General features: G+C 42.1%; 12 protein-coding genes and 1 tRNA gene. All 13 read right to left on the reverse strand.

What is annotated here, in order from left to right; all coding sequences use genetic code 11:
* Position 1: 1 nt before the first annotated feature.
* The 13 genes from acnA to BT147_RS10425 all read right to left on the reverse strand — a co-directional run bounded on the left by acnA (position 2) and on the right by BT147_RS10425 (position 21,075).
* Positions 2 to 2,728 carry an aconitate hydratase AcnA gene (gene acnA, locus BT147_RS10365; protein ID WP_072334720.1) on the reverse strand — a complete coding sequence of 909 codons (2,727 nt, stop codon included), beginning with the start codon at positions 2,726 to 2,728 and terminating at the stop codon, positions 2 to 4.
* Positions 2,729 to 4,366 carry an amino acid adenylation domain-containing protein gene (locus BT147_RS10370; RefSeq protein ID WP_072334723.1) on the reverse strand — a complete coding sequence of 546 codons (1,638 nt, stop codon included), beginning with the start codon at positions 4,364 to 4,366 and terminating at the stop codon, positions 2,729 to 2,731.
* Positions 4,367 to 4,394: 28 nt separating this feature from the next.
* Positions 4,395 to 5,864: a citrate/2-methylcitrate synthase gene (locus BT147_RS10375; protein ID WP_083426511.1), complete on the reverse strand. Its 1,470-nt coding sequence runs from the start codon at positions 5,862 to 5,864 to the stop codon at positions 4,395 to 4,397.
* 172 nt (positions 5,865 to 6,036) lie between these two features.
* A complete protein-coding gene (gene yhbH / locus BT147_RS10380) occupies positions 6,037 to 7,173 on the reverse strand; it encodes a sporulation protein YhbH (RefSeq protein ID WP_072334726.1) in 1,137 nt (378 codons plus the stop codon).
* A gap of 33 nt (positions 7,174 to 7,206) precedes the next feature.
* Entirely contained in the window at positions 7,207 to 9,105 is a 1,899-nt protein-coding gene (locus tag BT147_RS10385; RefSeq protein ID WP_072334729.1) for a PrkA family serine protein kinase, read from the reverse strand.
* Between the two features lie 434 nt (positions 9,106 to 9,539).
* Positions 9,540 to 10,004: a tRNA (cytidine(34)-2'-O)-methyltransferase gene (locus BT147_RS10390; protein WP_072334732.1), complete on the reverse strand. Its 465-nt coding sequence runs from the start codon at positions 10,002 to 10,004 to the stop codon at positions 9,540 to 9,542.
* 66 nt (positions 10,005 to 10,070) lie between these two features.
* Positions 10,071 to 10,574, reverse strand: coding sequence for an amidase domain-containing protein (locus tag BT147_RS10395; protein WP_143187977.1), 504 nt, complete (start codon positions 10,572 to 10,574; stop codon positions 10,071 to 10,073).
* Positions 10,575 to 10,653: 79 nt separating this feature from the next.
* On the reverse strand, positions 10,654 to 11,187 hold the full coding sequence (locus BT147_RS10400; RefSeq protein ID WP_072334738.1) for a methylated-DNA--[protein]-cysteine S-methyltransferase: 534 nt from the start codon (positions 11,185 to 11,187) through the stop codon (positions 10,654 to 10,656).
* A gap of 126 nt (positions 11,188 to 11,313) precedes the next feature.
* Positions 11,314 to 12,462, reverse strand: a complete 1,149-nt coding sequence (gene queG, locus BT147_RS10405) for a tRNA epoxyqueuosine(34) reductase QueG (protein WP_072334741.1) — start codon at positions 12,460 to 12,462, stop codon at positions 11,314 to 11,316.
* A 36-nt stretch (positions 12,463 to 12,498) separates the two neighbouring features.
* A complete protein-coding gene (rnhA, locus tag BT147_RS10410; protein ID WP_072334743.1) occupies positions 12,499 to 12,912 on the reverse strand; it encodes a ribonuclease HI in 414 nt (137 codons plus the stop codon).
* A complete protein-coding gene (locus BT147_RS10415) occupies positions 12,909 to 13,481 on the reverse strand; it encodes a uracil-DNA glycosylase (protein ID WP_072334746.1) in 573 nt (190 codons plus the stop codon). The genes rnhA and BT147_RS10415 overlap by 4 nt, the downstream gene beginning before the upstream one ends.
* Before the next feature lie 106 nt (positions 13,482 to 13,587).
* A tRNA-Pro gene (locus BT147_RS10420) sits at positions 13,588 to 13,664 on the reverse strand.
* A gap of 139 nt (positions 13,665 to 13,803) precedes the next feature.
* Entirely contained in the window at positions 13,804 to 21,075 is a 7,272-nt protein-coding gene (locus BT147_RS10425) for a non-ribosomal peptide synthetase (protein ID WP_072334749.1), read from the reverse strand.
* Between the last annotated feature and the right edge of the window lie 26 nt (positions 21,076 to 21,101).

The raw sequence follows: 21,101 nt of genomic DNA on the forward strand, positions 1-21,101 counted from the left end.
GCTAAATCCTCCTGTTGCTTCCTTCACTAGAAAAGTGACTCATTGAAAGTAGCATATTATTTATCACAAGGGGTAGAATTCCTCCGCTTTGATAATATTTCAGCTCATCATCCGACTCGATACAAGCCCGTACAATAAACTGAACCAGATCACCATTCTCCTTCAGGGCCTTCACGCTTAATTTCATTCCTACTTGAAGCTGTTCAATTCCACTAATGTCATAGATTTCACTTCCATCCAAGCCAAGAAAGCCCGAATTTTCACCTAGTTGAAATGCCAAAGGAAGTATGCCCATGCAGATCAGATTGGAACGGTGGATTCTCTCAAAACTCTCAGAAATCACTGCTTTAACTCCCAAGAGTTTAGGACCTTTAGCTGCCCAATCCCGTGACGAACCCGTTCCATACTCTTTACCTGAAATAATCACTAGAGGAATATCCTCTGCTGTGTATCTCATAGCAGCATCATAGATAGTCATCATCTGATTGGATGGATAATGCATTGTGAATCCTCCCTCCACTCCCGGCAGCATCTTATTTTTCAAACGAATATTGGCAAGTGTGGCTCTCATTAAAACCTCATGATTACCACGTCGAGAACCATAGGTATTGAATGCTTCCCGTTCGACTCCATTCTCTTTAAGATAAAGACCAGCAGGGTTATTGGAATCGACTACTCCACCTGGAGAGATATGATCTGTCGTAATACTATCCCCTAACAAAGCAAGCACGCGTCCTCCGATAATCGACTTCGGTGCAGTCACCTTATCAAAATAAGGTGGTTTTTTTATATAGGTGGAATCTTCCTCCCAATGATACAATTCGCTCTTAACCATAGGAATTGCCTGCCAACGTTCATCGGCCTTTTGATCATAACGTTTGATATACATATCTTTTGAAATAAACGTTCTCATCATGAAAGCAATCTCTTCATCAGAAGGCCAAATATCATGTAGGTAAACGGGAGTACCTTTGTCGTAACCGATCGGTTCATGTTCCAGATCGATACAAACTGTGCCAGCAATGGCGTATGCGATAACCAAGGGTGGTGATGCTAGATAATTAGCCTGAACAGATGGATGAATACGCCCTTCAAAATTGCGGTTCCCACTAAGTACAGAACTTGTAACGATACCCTGCTCCTTCACCGCAAGCGCAATTCGCGGATCGATTGGACCACTGCTACCTGAGCAAGTCATACAACCATATCCTGTTACATGAAATCCTAGCTCCTCCAAAGGTAGCATCAAACCAGAAGATGCTAGATAATCTGAAACCACCTGCGATCCAGGAGATAAGCTGGTTTTCACGTATGCAGGCACACACAGATTACGCTCAACAGCATTTCGTGCCAACAAACCTGCAGCGATCATAACAGCGGGATTCGAAGTATTGGTACAAGAAGTAATAGCGGCAAGTAATATGGATCCGTGGGTAAGGGTGATCGTCTGATCATCAAGCTGTACTCTTACTTCAGGTCCGTTTCTTCCGTTCTGCGAAAACTCCTGAGAACCTAAGGTAGTTTCGAGAGATGCCCTGAAAGACGTTTTTAAATCCTTCAATACAATACGATCTTGCGGGCGTACTGGACCAGCAACACTTGGTTCTACCTCATCCAGCCTGAATTCAATCAGTTTATTGAACATAGGCATCTGATCATTTTCAGTCCAATACAATCCCTGAAGCTTATAATAGTTCTCCACTAATTTTACTTGTGCTTCCGAACGCCCTGTCATGCGCAGATAACACAGTGCCTCGTCATCTACAGGAAAATAGGCACAGGTAGCTCCATACTCGGGCGCCATATTTGCAATGGTGGCCCGTTCCGCTAAACTAAGAAATCTCATTCCTTCACCAGTAAATTCAACAAACTGATCCACTACTCCCTCACGGCGCAACTTGTCCGTAATCGTCAGCACTAAGTCCGTCGTAGTAACCCCGGGTCCAAGTCTCCCCTTCAATTCCACACCCACCACAGAAGGACTTACAAGCATGAGTGGGTGGCCCAACATAACTGCTTCTGCTTCGAGCCCTCCGACACCCCAACCTAACACGCCGAGCCCATTAATCATAGTTGTATGGCTATCTGTTCCACAAACACTGTCTGGAAATATAACTTGGGCACTACCCCATTCTTTCACTTGAATAACACTTGCTAAGTATTCCAAATTAATCTGGTGACAGATCCCCATTCCAGGTGGGAACACCCGAAAGTTTTGGAATGTTTGTTCTCCCCAACGCAACAGTTTATAACGCTCTTGATTTCGCTGAAATTCAAGTTTTGTATTTCGTACAAAAGCATCCGATGAATTCGAATAGTCTACTATTATGGAATGATCAACCACTACATCCGTTTGGATAACAGGATTGACTTGTGTGGGATCTCCACCAAGTTCCTTGATCGCTTCTCGCATAGCAGCTAAATCTACTAGTACAGGAACACCCGTGAAATCCTGCATCAGTACACGGCTTGGTAAGTAGGGAATGGCAGTCTTTTCCTTCCCATTAACCAAAACATGAATCTTCGAATCGATTGTATCCATATCAACATGCCCCATACTCACTGAGCGCAAAAGAGATTCAAGCAATAACCTAATTGAATAAGGAATATGCGATAAATTTAGATCAAATCGTTCCCCTAATTTCATTAATGACCAAAATGTATAGACCTGCTGTTCAAACTCTAGAGGAATACAAACCCCTAAGGGATCTTTTAAAGAGTTTATCATTTAGTACTCCCCTTTCATCTCCTCAGACTCAAGATGTTTCATAAGAGCTTTTCTATCTATTTTCCCATTCGAATTCAAAGGCATCTTATCAAGCACATGAACGGTATGGGGGACCATATAAGCGGGCAACTCTTTTCGAACTCCTCTAAGTATCGCATTAGAATCTAGATTGGCACCTACAACAAAAGCAGTAATTCCTTTAATAGTACCGCTTTCAAGCGGCCATCCCACTGCTACTGCAGACACCACATTGGGTTGTCGCAAGAGCATTGCTTCTACTTCACTTAACTCCACTCGATAACCTTGTACCTTCACTTGATGATCCAAGCGACCTAAATAAGTCAGATCTCCACTCGGTAGATAGCGAACACGGTCTCCAGTTCGATAAAAAACCTTAGTCTGACCAGAGTCATCCTTATACTCAACCAAAGATGTAAGAGTTTGCTCGGAATTGCTCCAATAGCCTAAGAATGTCTGTGGACCCGATATACATAACTCTCCTTCACTTCCATATGGAACTGGCTCCAAGTTTTCATCCAAGATGAGAGACTCCATTCCCGGATACAGTTTACCTATAGGAACTGATTCATTTACGCACTCCATAGGTGATTTTATCGGATCCCAGCGGTAAGCCGTGCAAGCAATCGTAAGCTCCGTAGGACCATAGAGATTTTCAATAATCGAATTGGGCGCAGCCAACTGCCAAGCCTCAGCCGTTGTTTTCAGAAGTACCTCTCCACAAAAGAAACTCCAGCGCAAACTTGGCATACTATTTTGCTTCAAGAAGTTTTGCTTACACAAAAGTACAGCAACAGACGGCACAGAAAACCAAACCGTAATCCCCTTTTCCCGAATAAAGCTAAATGGAGATAAGAGATGTATGGGATCCATAGAACAGACAGCAGCTCCACATCCCCATGCCATAAAAAGATCGAATATAGACAGATCAAAGGTCTGATCAAAAGTTTGGGTGAATCGATCATGATCAGTGATTTGATACCTTTGTTGGTTCACCTGCATAAAATGAGTAACATTTTTATGGGTAATCGGCACACCTTTTGATATTCCAGTACTTCCTGATGTAAATAGAAGATACGCAACTGAATTAGTAGAAATAAAAGGGAATTTTACTAATGGAGGTGCACACTCTAAGTCAGTTTGATCACGAACTTCAGCTCTAATATGAACTAGGTCTTTTTTACTAGACTCGGGTAAAAGTACACACTTAGGAACCTGTTTTAAATTTTTTATTATTTCGCAAAACTGAGGCAAAGAACCCTTATCAACCAAAACAGCATCGAGGTCAGCTAACTCCATCATCATACATGTTCGCTGTATAGGAAAATTACGATTAAACGGCACAAATGTCGCCCCAGAAAATAAACTCGCCAAAACACCTACATAGGAAGTCAAACTACGATAGGCGAAAATCCCTACCCTTTTGGGTGTGGTATCAGAGGCCTCTAATAGAGCAGATGCCCAACGACAAGCCTTATCATTTAGTTCAGTATAGGTCCATTCATTTTGCTTAATAGATAACGCTACATTACCTGGGAAGCGTTTAACACTAGACAGAAAACCAGAGTGTAATAATGGACCCTGATTTTCCACTTGGAGAATAGTGGGTTGCAAAGTCATAACAAACCTCCGAAATGATTACAAATTATTAAGATTTTTTACCTCTTTGATCTATCGGAATATAGGCGAGATCAGTATCACCCACATACTCTAGTAAAGGTCGAATGAGGATATTATTCTCACACTGTTCTTGTATCTGAGCAATCCATCCAGGAATACGGCCAACTACAAAAGAAGATATGAATAAATCAGAAGAAATTCCAAGCAAGTGATACACTACACTTGCATAGAGATCCACGTTTATACCCACCCCTTTTTCCATGTAAGGATGCATAGCATCAACCACTGCCTCTAAAATGTCATAGCACTTGGAATCACCCAATGCACTACTAAGATCAAACGCAACTTTACGCAAATGTCTGGCGCGAGGATCTTCTGTTTTATAGACTCGATGCCCAAAACCCATAACGGGTCTATTTTGGCTCTGGATCCGCATCACATATTCAGCTGCATACCGGGACTCACCTATCTCTTGAATCATCGACATAACATTTTCAATTGCCCCGCCATGGAGAGGACCGGCAAAAGCGGAAATAGCTGCAGTTAATGAAGCATAGATATCTGCGCCTGTTCCAGACACCACTCGTGCAGTGAACGCTGAAGCATTAGATCCATGATCAGTATGAAGAATCAATACTTTATCTACCACTCGAACAGCAGATTCAGTTGGTATCTTTCCATTCAACATATAGAGAAAGTTGGCTGCATGGGAAATCGAAGGATCTGGTGAGATAGGCTCTTTACCTTGTCGTATAGCTTGGTGAGCCGCCACTAGGATAGGGACTTGTGAAATCAACCTAATTGCTCTTCTTTGAAATGCCTCCATAGAGACATCATCTTTTTCAGGATCGAATACAGACAACAAAGACACGGCAGTCCGGAGCACCTCTATGGGATGCGCCTTACTCATGGTCCGAATCATATCAAACATTGGAGTAGGGATATCGCGCGCAACTTTCAGCCTTTCATTGAATTGGCTCAGTTCCTCTGTAGTGGGTAACATCCCGTATAAAAAGAGAAAAGTGGTCTCTTCAAACGTCGAAAATTCCACAAGGTCGTGAATGGAATATCCCTTATACTGTAATTTTCCCTTATGACCATCAATGAAAGTTGTACGTGTTCGATCAAACACAACTCCAGAGAGCCCTCGATGAACGGGCTTCTTATGAATGGAATCCTCAGACTCATCTCCATTTTGTCCACTCATTTCCATTAACTCGTTTCCTGATGTTCTATTATGCTTTTCAATATGGTCTACAATAGCAGCAACAGAGTTCAATTTGACTATTAAATCTGGATCGATTTGTATACAATACTTCTGTTCAAGGGCAATCATTAAATTCACATGTCCTAAGGAGTCCCATTCATTGATAGATAGATACTCTAGATCATCAACAACTGAATCAAGTTCAATTTTAAATGTATTTGAGATTAAAGTCTTGATTTCCATTCGTTTCTTATTTCCCATTTCTAAAATAGGAAGGTTATTATTTTGCATTTTGCTTCGTCACTCCGGCTACTAAATAGTTTAATTTATTAGATTATACACTAAAGTCAAATGATAAATAAACATATAAATTATAATAATATTTTTAATAATATAGATTGATTTTTATATTCTTGCATTTATATAAAGAAAAACCGCCTCCTCGAGAAGGCGATCTATCACTCTACTTCCTATCCTCTGTTTTCGCAAAAAAGTGCTTCAATGCTTGGTACACTTGTCCTTTTTCTTTAATAACGTAGTGCAAGAACTTCTCATCTTTCACATGGCGATAGGCATTCATGAGGGTGCTGTGGCGGTTGTATTGATTGACCTCGCCGTAGCCGAAGATGTTGGAGCGTTTCATTAGCTCTTGGACGAGGCCGATGCATTTTTGGTTGTCGCTGGTAAGGTTGTCACCGTCGGAGAAGTGGAAGGAATAGATATTGAATTGGGATGGAGGATAGCGAGTATCGATGATTTCTAGAGCTTTGCGATAAGCGGAGGAGCAAATGGTGCCTCCGCTTTCTCCTTTGGTGAAGAAATGTTCTTCGCTGACTTCCTTGGCTTCCGTGTGATGGGCAATAAAGACGATTTCTACTTTTTCATATTTGGTTCGTAAGAAGCGGACCATCCAGAAGAAGAAGCTCCGTGCAACGTACTTTTCAAACATGCCCATTGAACCAGAGGTATCCATCATAGCCATCACAACAGCGTTGGAATGTGGGATGGTGATTTCTTCCCATGTCTTATATCGTAGGTCGTCAATCGAGATGTTCGGCTTTCCTTTATTACCTAGTCTACCGTTTCTGCGAATGGCTTCTAAGAGAGTTCGCTTCTTCGCAATGTTTCCGGAAAGACCCGTTTTACGAATATCGTTGAATCGTGTGTCTTCAACCGTAATTGAATCCATTTCCTTCTGCACGAGATACGGAAGTTCCATTTCCGCAAAGAGAATGCTTTCGAGTTCTTCCATCGATATTTCTGCTTCATAATAGTCTTCGCCCGCTTGCTCTCCAGCTCCTTGCCCTTTACCCGATCCTTTCTGTGGTTCACCATCTTTCGCTACGACGTCCCCTACTTGCGTGTCACCTTGTCCTTGACCCATCTGTTTATTTTTATTGTGATTGAAGCGAAAGCGGTACTCTTCCATGGAGCGGATCGGGACTTTCACGACTTGTTTTCCATCGGATAAAATGATGCTTTCTTCGCTTACGAGGTCAGGTAAATTTTTCTTGATCGCTTCTTTTACTTTCTCTTGATGCCGAAGCTGGTCTTGATCTCCCTTACGATGCAGGGACCAATCCTCCTCTGATACAAGCATAAATTCACCTCCCACTATCCCGCTGGTTGCTGGCTAACGGTTTAACAAACTACCAACATATCGTAGAAGCCCGTTGGCACTAGCAGGGGTATACCCGTAATCTTCGACTAGACGCGCAATCACTTCATTCATCCGTTTCAGTTGCCCTTCATCTGGAGTTTTAGTAGATGTGGTAATCTTGACGATATCTTTTAGATCGATAAATAGTTTCTTTTGAATCGCTTCTCTGAGGCGTTCGTGGCTGTTGTAATCAAAGCGTTTCCCTTTACGAGCGTAGGCAGATAAGCGGATTAAAATCTCTTCTCTGAATGCTTTTTTGGCATTTTCCGAGATTCCAATTTGCTCTTCTATGGAACGCATCAGCTTTTCATCTGGCTCCATCTCTTCACCTGTAAGAGGGTCCTTGATTTTGTGCCAATTGCAGTACGCCTCCACATTGTCGAGGTAGTTATCCATCAGGGCTTTTGCTGATTCTTCATAGGAGTAGACAAATGCCTTTTGTACTTCTTTCTTCGCGATATCATCATATTCTTTTCTTGCTAAGGCAATGAAGTTAAGATAAAGCTCGCGTTGCTCAGAGGTAATCGATGGATGCTGATCTAAGCCATCTTTCAGCGAACGGAGGATATCTAAAGCATTGATATAATCGGCATCTGTCCGAATAAGAGCACTTGAAATACGGTTGATCACATAACGAGGATCAATTCCGTTCAATCCTTCGTCGTAGAATTCACTTTTCAGCTCATCTACATCAATATCTTTAATGCCCTCTAAGCTTTCACCGTCGTAGAGGCGCATTTTTTGGATGAGATCCATTCCTTGCCTTTTGGAATCTTTTAATCTAGTTAGGATGGAAAATACAGCAGCGGTACGAAGAGAGTGAGGAGCGATGTGTATATGAGATAAGTCGGATTGTTTAATCAGTTTCTCATAAATTTTTTCTTCTTCGGAGACTTGTAAATTGTACGGGATCGGCATTACGATAATCCGTGAGTGAAGCGCTTCATTTCGCTTGTTTGCAATAAAGTTGCGGTACTCTGTTTCATTTGTGTGAGCAATGATTAATTCATCTGCAGAGATGAGTGCAAAACGCCCTGCTTTAAAGTTTCCTTCTTGAGTGAGAGATAGTAAGTTCCATAAGAATTTCTCATCACACTTTAGCATTTCTTGGAACTCCATCAGTCCACGATTCGCTTTATTCAATTCCCCATCAAAGCGGTAGGCACGTGGATCTGATTCGGAGCCGTACTCCGTAATCGTCGCAAAATCAATCGAACCCGTTAAGTCAGCAATATCCTGCGATTTAGGGTCAGATGGGCTAAATGTCCCAATCCCCACCCGCTCATCTTCAGATAAAAAGACTCGCTCTACTACCATATCTTCAATCCGTCCATTGTACTCATCCCGTAGGCGTTGACGACAAGACGGACATACGTTTCCTTCTATACGAATCCCTAGCTCTTTTTCAAACTCTGAACGTACTTCTTTAGGAATCAAATTTAATGGCTCTTCATGCATCGGACACCCTTTGATCGCATAGATTGCACCCTCATCGGTTCGCGAATACTCTTCTAGTCCTTTTTTGATCATAGCTACTAGAGTTGATTTCCCTCCACTGACAGGGCCCATTAAAAGCAGAATTCGTTTTCGAACATCCAGGCGACGAGCGGCTGAGTGAAAGTACTCTTCGACAAGGCGCTCAATTGCGTAGTCCAGTCCAAAAATTTCCTGACTAAAAAATAGATATTTTTTATTTCCATTGGAATCTGTTTCAACACCAGCCCTACGAATCATGTCATAGACACGTGAGTGAGCCGTTTGGGTAACTTGAGGATTCTGCTTTACAATCTCCAGATATTCCGTAAATGTCCCTTCCCACAACAGCTTCTTTTCTTGTTCTCGGTGATCTGCGAGACGCTTTAAAATATCCATAGAGGTCCCCTCTCCCTATCCAGCTTCACTCAAACCAATCGGTCTGAGTATCTAACATTTATTTGTCTCATGACATCATACGCATCATAACTCTAGCAAAATCCATAAAAAAGAATGAGAGTTCTAGTATATGCTAGTAGGAGATACAAGTTGCGTACGCACATTCGAATCAGAACAAATTGGGGGTTCACATCACTCGTAATGAAGGGGTCTTTGGGTCTATTAATCAGAGGTGTAGAATATGGATAAATTGACATGAAAAAGATGATACATATTAATATTATACAATAATACAAACATTAAAACAATTTAAAGGATAAGAAAAAACGGTTCCATCCATTAGTATTTCGAAACTTGTTTTGTCTTTGGTACTATATGTATGGATTGTTTCCCAAAGGGGGCTAAATAGGGGCTGTGATTCCGCCCCATTTCACTTACTTCATCCCCGGAAAGCCAATCTGACGAAAAGCCTCATATGTCACGATCGCCACAGAGTTGGACAAGTTTAACGAACGCCTCACCGGCAGCATAGGTATACGAATTAATGTATCTCGATTCGCCTCTAAAATCTCGTTACTTAGCCCCTTCGTCTCTTTGCCAAACACGAAAAAATCGCCTTCACGATATGTAAAGTCTGTATACCAGCTAGAACCTTTTGTAGTTGAACAAAAGAAGCGAGCATCTGGATAGTTCCGCTTGAGATCGGCAAAGGAATCATGATACTCAACTCCTAAATCGTCCCAATAATCTAATCCCGCACGCTTTAATTTCGCATTATCAATCTCAAAACCAAGAGGCTTCACCAAATGTAGCTTGGCCCCCGTAACCGCACATGTACGAGCAATATTCCCAGTATTTTGCGGGATTTCAGGTTCAACGAGTACAATATGAAATGACATGTAGGCATCCCTTCCATCTGAAAACAATTCTTCCCTATTGTACGAAAGGAATGCCTAATCCACAAGCTAATAGACAATATGGAAGAATGCATACTTCGTTTTAGGAGTCCAACCTGGTGAATCCAGATATCTCCACGGCCTGAAGGCACTCGGATATGTTTGCGCATGTACAAGTGGTTCTCCATTTTCATCAAAGCCGGTTACAATCGTATTATGGTTCCATTTGCCATCGCCTTCCCAATCATAGCAAATGACGTCCCCTAACTGGAGCTGTCTAGCCTCTTGCCTCACTTGAACGCGTTTATTCTCTCTTAAGTACCAATATAAACTGTGAGCCACAGCCCAACTATCACTCCAACGGTCATTTTTCCCCCCTCTATGCATGTACCACCAACCTTTTTGGGGATTTCCATGACCTTCCATCGGAAAATGACCTGCATACAAACACTGTGAGATAAAATTGGTACAGTTATCCGAAAACACTAGGTATGCTGGATTATTATGATTCCAATGTTGTTTCGCATAGGCTACTGCTTGTTCACGTACATACGTCGATACTTCCATTGGCATAAAAAACTCTCCTCTCTCAGAAACAGAGTATGAGGAGAGAAAAGAAAAAAGCACGCTTCCATATTGATTTTCAAAAAGATTAATCTTTATTTTCACTAAATCCTTCTAAATATAACAGTTTTTTTTTGATATCCAAGCCGCCACCGTATCCAACAAGGGATCCGTTTGCACCGATCACTCGATGGCAAGGCACAACAATCGAAATCGGATTTTTATTATTTGCTCCCCCTATTGCTCGAACTGCTTTCGGAGCTCCAATCGCCTCTGCAACTTGTTTGTAAGATGCAACAGTCCCGTATGGGATTTGACATAGTTGCCGATATACGAGCTGTTGAAAGGGGGTACCTGTGAGATCTAGGGGCAAATCAAACTCTTTACGTTTCCGGTCAAAATACTCTAGCAATTGGGTTAGGGCTGGAGTACATGCTTGCTCATTCTGCTCGAAATGAGTAGAACGGGCTCGCTTACTCGCCCAAATTCGCAAACCGAAAATAGGATCCTCTTTCTTCGGAAAGTCAAGATAACAAAGCCCCTGCTGAGACACCGCCACAGTAATAACACCCACTTGGGATTTCAATGTACTCCAAGCGATAATGGGCTGGCACTGGTTCACAAGTAGATCCTCCTTTTGATCATACCAATACAATTCATACTACGATCATACCCCTTTCGGCACAGTAGGTGAGCATGTAATGATTGTCAATTTTTATAACGAATAGTTAGGACAATCTTTCTTTGTTTATGAGGAGGAAGCTGATTTCTGAATTCGCTCTAAGCCAAAACAAATCTCACGAAGAACCTCTTCATCCTGTTCTTCATGCAATGCTTGATTTAATATCTCTTCTATCTCCACCCCACCGATTTTGCTCAAAGCCCATGCACTCATCCCTCGAATAACAGGACGGGAATCTTGTCTTAATAGATTTTTCAATAATGGAACGGCTGATTGGTCCTTAAAGTGAGCAAGTGCAATAATCGCATTTCGTTGGATCGGCTTTTTCCCCCGCCATGAGCCTGACATATACCCATATTTCTCTTTAAATTCACGATTGCTCATGGTAAGAAGTGGTTGCAAAAGAGGCTTCACCAACTCAGGATCAGGCTCAAACTCAGCGTGATGAGTAAAGTTACGTTTTCGATTCTTTGGACAAACCGTTTGACACGTATCACATCCGTAGAGCCTGTTTCCTATCTTTTCACGATAGAGCTCATCTATAAATCCTTTCGTTTGCGTAAGAAACGCAATACACTTGGTCGAGTCTAGTTGCCCTGGCTCTACTAGAGCACCGGTAGGACAAACATCTAGACACAACGTACAATCACCGCATCCATCTAAAACCGATTCATCAGGAGGAATATATAAGTCTGTAATCATCTCCCCCAGATAGACCCATGAGCCAAATTCTTCGGTTAGAATCGAAGTATTTTTCGCACTCCAACCAATCCCGGCACGTTCCGCTACAGCTCGATCCGATAGAGCACCAGTATCTACCATCGATTGGATTCGAGCGGTAGGGACTAATTCGAGTAGATACGCCTCTAGCAGTGCCAGCTTATCTCGCAAGACATCATGATAATCTTGTCCCCATGACGCCCTAGCAAAAATCCCCCGGTACGCTCCAGGCTCAGAACGAGGGGGATTACTCATTTTGGAGGGGTAGGCGACCGCAATGGCAATAATGGATTTCGCTTCTGGTAGTGTGAGTGTAGGAATCGTGCGCAGATTAAGATCCGGTTCTTCAAAACCTGATTCGTAACCTGATTCCCGATGCTGAACAAGTTTTTGTTTCAATTCAACAAAGGGATCCGCTGTAGTAAAGCCGATTTTATCGATTCCGATCTCGTTTGCTTTTTCAATCAGCTTTTGTTTCAATTCCATTGCGTTCACCTAGTCCACCTCCTTTTTCCATTATGTAGTTATGGGTTATTTTCTAGGCACCGCAGCTCGGGCCAATTCATCACAACGATTATTTAACTCTACATTGCTGTGACCCTTCACTTTGATAAACTCTACGTCGTGTTTTCGTGTCAGGGCAAGTAGCTCTCTCCATTGATCAGGATTTTTTTTAAAGCCCTCTCTCTCCCATTTGACATACCACTTTTGATGGAAGCAGTTCACGATATAAGCGCTATCAGAGTGCACTTTTACCTTACATTTCGTCTTTAATATTTTAAGCGCTTCGATGACAGCCTGTAACTCCATACGGTTATTGGTGGTATTGGGATCTCCACCTGAGATTTCTTTACGATGCCCGCCATATAGCAAAACAGCAGCCCATCCTCCCGGTCCAGGATTATAAGAACATGCTCCATCTGTATAAACAATTACTTCTTTCACCGATTTTCATCTCCTTGTAGAAGCATATGATAGGCATCTCGAATCTGCTGGAAATCACTCCATGCATCTTTTTTCGCAGATGGGTTTCGTAATAGGTACGCAGGATGTAGTGTGGGCATAAAATGGACCCCTTTTCGCTCGATCCATCGCCCTCTCACTTGTGTAATTCGCGCCTTAGGATCAAGAATCGCTCGCGTAGGTGCTGAACCTAAGAGAACGATTAATTTCGGACGTATCAATTGAAACTGTTGTCGTAGGATGTGGATACAGGCAGACATTTCTTCTGGTTCGGGAGTGCGGTTTCCGGGAGGGCGGCATTTGACAATATTGGTGATATAAATCTCCTCTCTCGGAATTTCAGCAGCCTCTAACATTCTACTTAATAATTGTCCAGCTTTTCCCACAAAAGGTCTTCCCAAACGATCCTCATCCGCTCCTGGCCCTTCTCCTACCAGCATCAAGGGAGAAGATGGATTTCCTTCCCCGATAACAACTTGAGACCTCCCTTGTGCATGGAGTGGGCACATTTGACATTGACAGTATTTTTCATACAGCTCCACTAAGGACATCCCTAGGTATCTCCTCTTCTATTCGGGTCTATTAAATCCTCTAATCTTTTCTATATTGATCTGGGCATAGAAAGAAAACTACCCAACTAGTGAGTAGTTTTTTGAGTGGTCGGGATGACACGATTCGAACGTGCGACCCCCTGGTCCCAAACCAGGTGCTCTACCAAGCTGAGCCACATCCCGATATTCAACTTATGCAATCAATTAATGACAAGAAATAATATAACATACCCGTTATGAAGTGGTCAACACCTTTTTTAAAAAACAAAGCCCTCTTCCTCGAATGTTTGCATCAGAAGAGGGCTTCCCTTTTCTCTATCTACTAAGACTTGTCGCTCCCTAGCATGTCTCGCTTTTCATCTACCACCTGAGCTAATTTGCGAATCGTGACAAATTCGAATAGCTCACGAATCGAGAACGAGACTCGACATTTTTTACTAATCTGTGAAACGATTTGAGCAGCTTTCAAAGAATGACCTCCCAAATCAAAAAAACTGTCCGTTACACTAATGCTCTCCATCTGAAGGATCTCTCTCCAGATATTCAAAATTTCTTCCTCTGTTTGACTCTTCGGTAATATAAACTCTCGCTCAGCAAAGAGTGTGTAGGCTTTAGGCAACCTATTTTTATCAATCTTACCACTTGTCATAAGTGGCATTTGGGTTACAAAAACGTATTGCTGCGGGACCATATATTCAGGCATAAATTCTTTCAAATAGCTTTCCAATTGACTTGAATCAACATAATTCCAAGTCTGCGCTGAATCAAGTGGATGCTCCACCCAAACACTCGGATCCCAATACTCCCCTATTCCTTGTTCCAAGTCAATATGGACAGGTGATAGAGCTTTCTCTACCTCATAAGAACCACTTTCCTCAAAGATAGTACCTGCCCATCTTTGCCAATCAACAACACTTGCCTTAACATACTGAGACTTATGCGCAATCTGAAGGATTTTTCCTCCTACACGCTCATGTGAACGTAACCAGTTATCTACAGGCAATCCGTCTTCCCTCCGCAATTCGCAGTAAGAAGAAAAATCGAGATCCGTGTACGCATTTTTACCTGTTGGGCGAACGGGTACAATCAGACTTTGTAATCCATGTCCATGAGCGAGCATTTTAAACGCTTTTACTAGTAATGTTGCAAGTCCTTTTCCTTGATATTTCGTATTCACTACCCCCGCGAGAACGAGTAGTGTATTTGGTTTTTGGTCTCCTTTGGCGTCTGTAAAACCTTTAATCAAAGCCTCATCCCAACCTTGTGGCAAATGCTCCTTGGTACCCTCCCAGTAAATCGGAATTGCATTCCCAACAGCTACTACCTCTCCTAAACCATCGACCAAAGCAAGTTGGTATTCGGTAAATTGAGTAAAGAGTTGAGGCCAATATTCCCGTAGCACTTCTTCTCCAGAGAAAAATTCAGGCCATGCAGTAAAATGAAGCTCGTTCATTTTGTCTTGTAGACTAGGGATTTGTGAAAGAGTATATAACTTTAACCCTTCCCCATCCATTTGAAGAACAGGACTTTCCGATTTCATTTCCACATAAGCGACGAGTCCATCCATTCGTTCATCTTTCTTATGAATCACGACACAACTACTTACACGCTCGTGCGAAGCTAGCCAACTCTCTACTTCTTCTAGCTCTACTCGATTCCCACGCACTTTTACTTGATGATCGATACGGCCTAGGTAGACGATATTTCCATCTTCTACATACTTCGCAACGTCACCCGTTTTATATAATCGAGCGTTCACATCTGACGTAAAGGGATTCGGTACAAAGTACTGGTCCGTCATAGCTGGATCATGCAGATATCCACGTGCAAGTCCTGGAGAATCGATATAAATTTCACCCCGTACTCCAACGGGCACACGATTCATGAATTCATCTAGTAGGTACACTTTCACATTGTGAATCGGCCTACCAATCGGAACGGCATTTCCTAAATAGGGCTCATCACAATCAAATGTAATCGCATCTACTGTTATTTCAGTCGGGCCATAGTGATTGCTCAGACGACAGGAAAACTGACTCTTGAATTGATCGCATAACTCGCGAGTAAGTAGAGCCCCTCCACAAATCACATAACGGAGTGACGGCAAGTTTTCAAAATCCCCATTTTTCCTTGCCGTTACAAAGGCTTCTAATAATATCGGCACAAACTGGAGAATCGTAATCTGATGTTTCTTTACCAACTTCCCGATCGAAGCTGGGCTTTTACGTTCCGCAGGCTCTGGAATCACTACTTTCGCACCTTGTGTTAGAGGCCAAAATATTTCAAGTAGCGATGCATCAAATGTATAAGGTGTCATAAACAAAGTTGCATCTGAATCAGAAAGTGGATATTTGCTCTGACTCCACTCAAACAGATTAATGATACCGCGATGTTCTATTTCGATTCCCTTTGGCATGCCTGTCGTACCGGAAGTAAATAACACATAGGCTAACGTGCTAGATGATACAGAGAGATTTAGATTCGTATTCGATTGCTTATCAATCAGCGAACCATCTACATCCACGATAATCCTTTTCCCTTGAAATAATAGATCTTCTCTCACATATTGACTCTCCGTAAGGATTACATCAATTCCTGCGCGTTGGATGATCATCTGCTGACGACTTATTGGAACTTCTGGGCTAAGAGGAACGTAGGCAGCTCCTGCTTTTAACACAGCTATCAGTGCCACCATCATGTCTGTAGATGGCTCAAATGTAATCCCTACCTTATCTTCAGGCTTTACACCCAGGTGTGTGAGCCAGTGTGCTAAGCGATTTGCTTTCTCATTTAGCTCACGATAGCTGAGAGTAGTCTCGTTATATAGAATGGCTGGATTTTCTGGTGTCTTCGCAGCCTGTCTCTCGATCATTTCATGAAGACACATTGCACCTTCGGAGGAATTCTCTGTCTGATTCCACTCATTCATCTGCTGTTTCTCTGATTCCGATACCAGCGCATACTCTTGAAGCTGTTTCCCTGGTGCACTAACTACCTGCTCCGCGAGCCATATAAACTGCTGCGAAATCTGCTCTGCTGTTGATTTCGTAAATAAATCAGAGTTGTAATTAAGGTTAATTTCAAGACCACTTTCTAATTCATCAAAAACAAATGTTAAGTCAAAGCGGGAATTTCGCTCGATGAAATCATACACGCGAAAGTTACATTGCAACCCTTCAAATTGAATCTCATCCATCAATCTCTGCTTGTTATTTTGTAAACCATACATCACAGAAAACAGTTTCGTTCGCGACAAGTCTACTTCCGCTTCAATCTGCTCAATCACAAAATTACTTGGATATGCATGATGATCATATGCCTCAATCGAGGTCTGCTTACTATGTGCAAGTAGCTGTTCAAAAGTCATATCTGGCTCAATCGTACAGCGCAGTGGGAGAGCTGTAGCAAACAAACCAAGCATACTTTCTAGCTTCACATCATCACGGTTGAGAATCGGTGAGCCTACCACAAAATCAGATTGACCACTTAACCGGTGCAACTGTAAATTTAATACAGTGAGCAAAAACATATTTAACGTAATATCATTCTGTTGACAAAAATCAACCATTTGCTTTTGAAGACCTGGATCAAATCTTCCTAGTATCGTCCCCCCATTAAATGTAACCATAGGCGGTCTAGGGTAGTCTGTTGGTAAATCAAGGCCTGGAGGCACATTAGAGAACTGCTTTAACCAATATTGACGTTGATTCTCCAAATGCCCTTCCTTTACCAAACGATTCATCCACTGTACATAATCTGTATACTCCACCTCAAGAGTGGGTAACTGTGGCTGTCTACCTGTTATATATGCATTATAAAGCTCTTTAAATTCTTTCATTAGGTTCATCGAGGAAGTTTCATCCCAAATGATATGGTGACTAGCAAACATATATAAGAACTGTTTACCTGGCAGTTCAACCAACTTAGTAGAAAATAAAGGACCTCTCTCAAAATCAAATATTTGATTCGCATGTGCCTCAGCAAGCTCTTTGATAGCCCCAGGAATCTGATCTTCCGCTATGTGGCTATAATCTTCATAGAGATCACTAAGCCTCATTTCTCTACTTGGAGCTACTATTTGTAGTGGGATTCCATTCTCGTTTTTAAAGGTGGTACGCAGTACTGCATGTCGCGACATGAGAGTTTGCCAAACCCTCTCAAACACCTGCAAGTCCATATCTCCATGAAACATCAAGTCAAAACTAGTATTATAAAACGGATTATCTGGTTCAAAATGGTGCATATACCATTCAGGAAGCTGTACTGGAGCTAATTCATATAACTCCTGCTTAGGCATACGTTGAAGGGAGAGATCGTGTTTTTCTTCTAAATCACTCTTTTTCGCAACCTCTATATCGATTACACCCGCCAACTCACTCAATTCAGGAGTAATAAAGATCTGTTGCAGAGTCATTTTGATCTGGAATCGGTCACGTATCCGGTTGATCACTTTTACTGCATTAATTGAATGTCCGCCCAGTTGGAAGAAGTTATCACCGGCATCTATCTGGTTCAACTCAAGGATATCCTGCCAGATCGATGCAAGCTCTATCTCGGTTTTCGTGTGTAGCCCTGATACTCTCTGTTTCTCTCCCTCTCCTATTTCCCACGCCCTTAAAGCATGGCGATCTATTTTTTCGCTCGTTAGAAGAGGCATACTATCAATTCTCAATACGAGCGCCGGCACCATATAATAGGGTAGAATCCCCCGCAGATATTCCTGTAGATCACTAGATCCAAGTAATTGCTTACTGGTATAGAAAGCCACTAACGTATTATCACCGGCTTCTGTCTGCTTCACGATAACCGCTACCTCGTCAACTTGTGAATGGTTTCCAATCGCACTCTCAATCTCACCTAGCTCAATTCGAAATCCACGTACTTTCACTTGAAAGTCTATGCGACTAAAGAACTCAATCGATCCATCCGGCAACCAGCGGCCTAAGTCTCCTGTTCGATAGGCACGCTCCTCTGTCCAATCCTCTGCAAACGGATTCGAAATAAATTTTTCTTTTGTCAGCGCTTCATTCTTCCAGTAACCATCGCCTACTCCAATCCCACTAATCCAAATTTCGCCTTTGACCCCAACTGGTGCCAAATGATGGTATTGATCTACTACATATAAAATCATATTGGGTAAGGGTTGTCCGATCGGAACACGGAGTTGCTCTGCATCTATCACGCCAGTCATAACATGCTGTGTTACATCATCCGAGCATTCTGTAGGACCGTATGCATTAATTAATTTGATAGTTGGATACAGATCAAACCAGCTATTTACTAGTTTAATAGGTAGCTCTTCACCATTCGCAATCATCCAACGTAACTTGGGCAATTGTCTATTGGCTTCCGATAATCCTTTTACTGTGTCAAGAAATGCGAACAGGAGTGAAGGAACAGTTTCGACTATCGTTACTCCTTCTTTTTGCAAATGCTCAAACAATAAAGCTTGGTCACGTGAAACTTCAAACGAAGCAATCGATGTTTTCGCTCCTACTAACAAGGCCACTAGGGACTGCCAAACAGAGACATCAAAGCTGATAGATGCATTTTGCACAACGACATCCCCAGCTCCTAAACTCAAGCTAGTAATCTTCGAATAAAGATGATTAATCATGCCATCATGACGTACCAATGCCCCCTTAGGCTTACCTGTAGAACCTGATGTATAAATCATATAAGCAAGATCCATCGAAGTGTTGATCGGATCGAGATTATCTGAACTGCACTGATTTAGATCACCCTTTGCATAAAGCCCGGTTCGTTTCGAATGTCCCATTTCTGCATCCAAGCAGATCATCGTTTGTACCGTCTGGTCGATCTGTAGCGATAGTAATCGTTCCACAAAAGCATTCTGGGTCACGATTGCCCTCGATTCGCTATTTTGTAAGATATACGCAATCCGTTCATCTGGAAGGTTGGGATCAATCGGCACATAAGCAGCCCCACTCTTAAAAATAGCCAACATGGTTACAACCCAATCGGGATTTCTCTCACTTACCACTGCTACAAATTGATTGGCCCCGATTCTTTGTGAACGAAGTAAGTACGCCATGCGATTCGCTCGTTCATTTAACTCCTGATATGATAACTCTTCTCCTTCAAAACTCACCGCAATATGACCTGGCGTTTTAGCCACTTGCTCCTCAAACAAAGTTTGCAACGGAACGTGAATAGGGAATATTTCTTTACTCGAATGAAACTGCTTCAGGACTTGATTTTTTTCCTCCTCTAATAGCATGTCAATCTCACAAACATTTTGTTCGGGTCTTTCTACCACTTGCGCCACTAATTGAATAAAATGCCGACTTAAACGTTCGATTGTTTCCTTTCGAAACAGTGATGTACTGTATTGGATATAGCCATCGATCTTGCCTTCCGTCTGGAACAGTTCAAAAACAAAGTCAAACCCCGAATACTCGATATGATCTAACGACTTTTCAAAGGAGAGGCTAAGATCTTTCGTCACTTCTACCTCTAACTGTTTATCTGTACGCAATGTATGTAATTCAAAAACCGCATCAAACACTGGATTTCGACTTAGATTCCGTTCAATCCCTAACTCTTCCACAATGCGATCAAACGGATATTCTTGATTCGCATATAACTCGAGAACTGTTTGTTTGACTCGTTTCACAAAGTCTGTAAACAACTCACTTCCGTTTACTTCATTTCGTACAGGTAATGTATTAATAAAGCATCCAACCAGATCGGCTACCTCTGGATGAACTCGACCCGATAACGACGTTCCTACGATAATATCTTTGTTTCGAGTATACTTGGCTAAGAGAACTTGAAACGATGCTAATAGAAACATATACATGCTGACATCTAGCTTTTCGCACGTTTTCTTTAATTTCTCCATTAACTCCCCGTCAATTACGAGCGGAACAGTATCACCATCAAATTTTTGCATGAGGGGTCGTGGAAAGTCCAAGGGGAAATTGAGATCAGGCAACTCCCCCGCCAAACGATCTAACCAAAACTTCCGTTGTTCATCTAATTCTCCTCCCTCTAGCAATTCATTATGCCAGTGTGCAAAGTCACTATATTGAATCGCTAGAGGTACTAGTGGATTAGGCTGTTTATTTGCCATAGAACGATAAAGAGTAGCGAACTCAGACATTAAAATATCAATTGCCCAACCATCCGCAATAATGTGATGTGCAACAAGGAGACACATATGCTCTGACTCCGACAACTTATATAGAGTAATGCGAATGAGCGGCGCCTCCGTTAACCGAAATGGTTTATTGAGCTCACTCATCACTAACTCTTGTAGAGATGTATCCTGCTGAGACATATCTACCATATACGTATCATAGTCAATATCGGAAAAGACTACTTGTACAGGAGTTCCATCTTCTTCACGAAAACAAGTGCGCAATATATCATGACGACTCACTAAAGTATTTATGACTTGATGAAAGACCTCTCTATCTAACTTCCCTTTTAATGTAAATGCAGTAGATACATGAGACAGCGCATTTACCTTTGATGCTTGTACAAACTCCAATTGTTCCGTAAACCAGAAGCGCTTCTGTGTGTGTGATAACTCGTACTTGCTAAGTTTGAGTTCTGTATTGGTTGTCATAGCTTTCTCCCTCTCCATCTAGCTCA

This window comes from Thermoactinomyces sp. DSM 45891 (genome assembly GCF_900119485.1).
In the GTDB taxonomy this organism is placed as follows: Bacteria; Bacillota; Bacilli; order Thermoactinomycetales; family Thermoactinomycetaceae; genus Baia.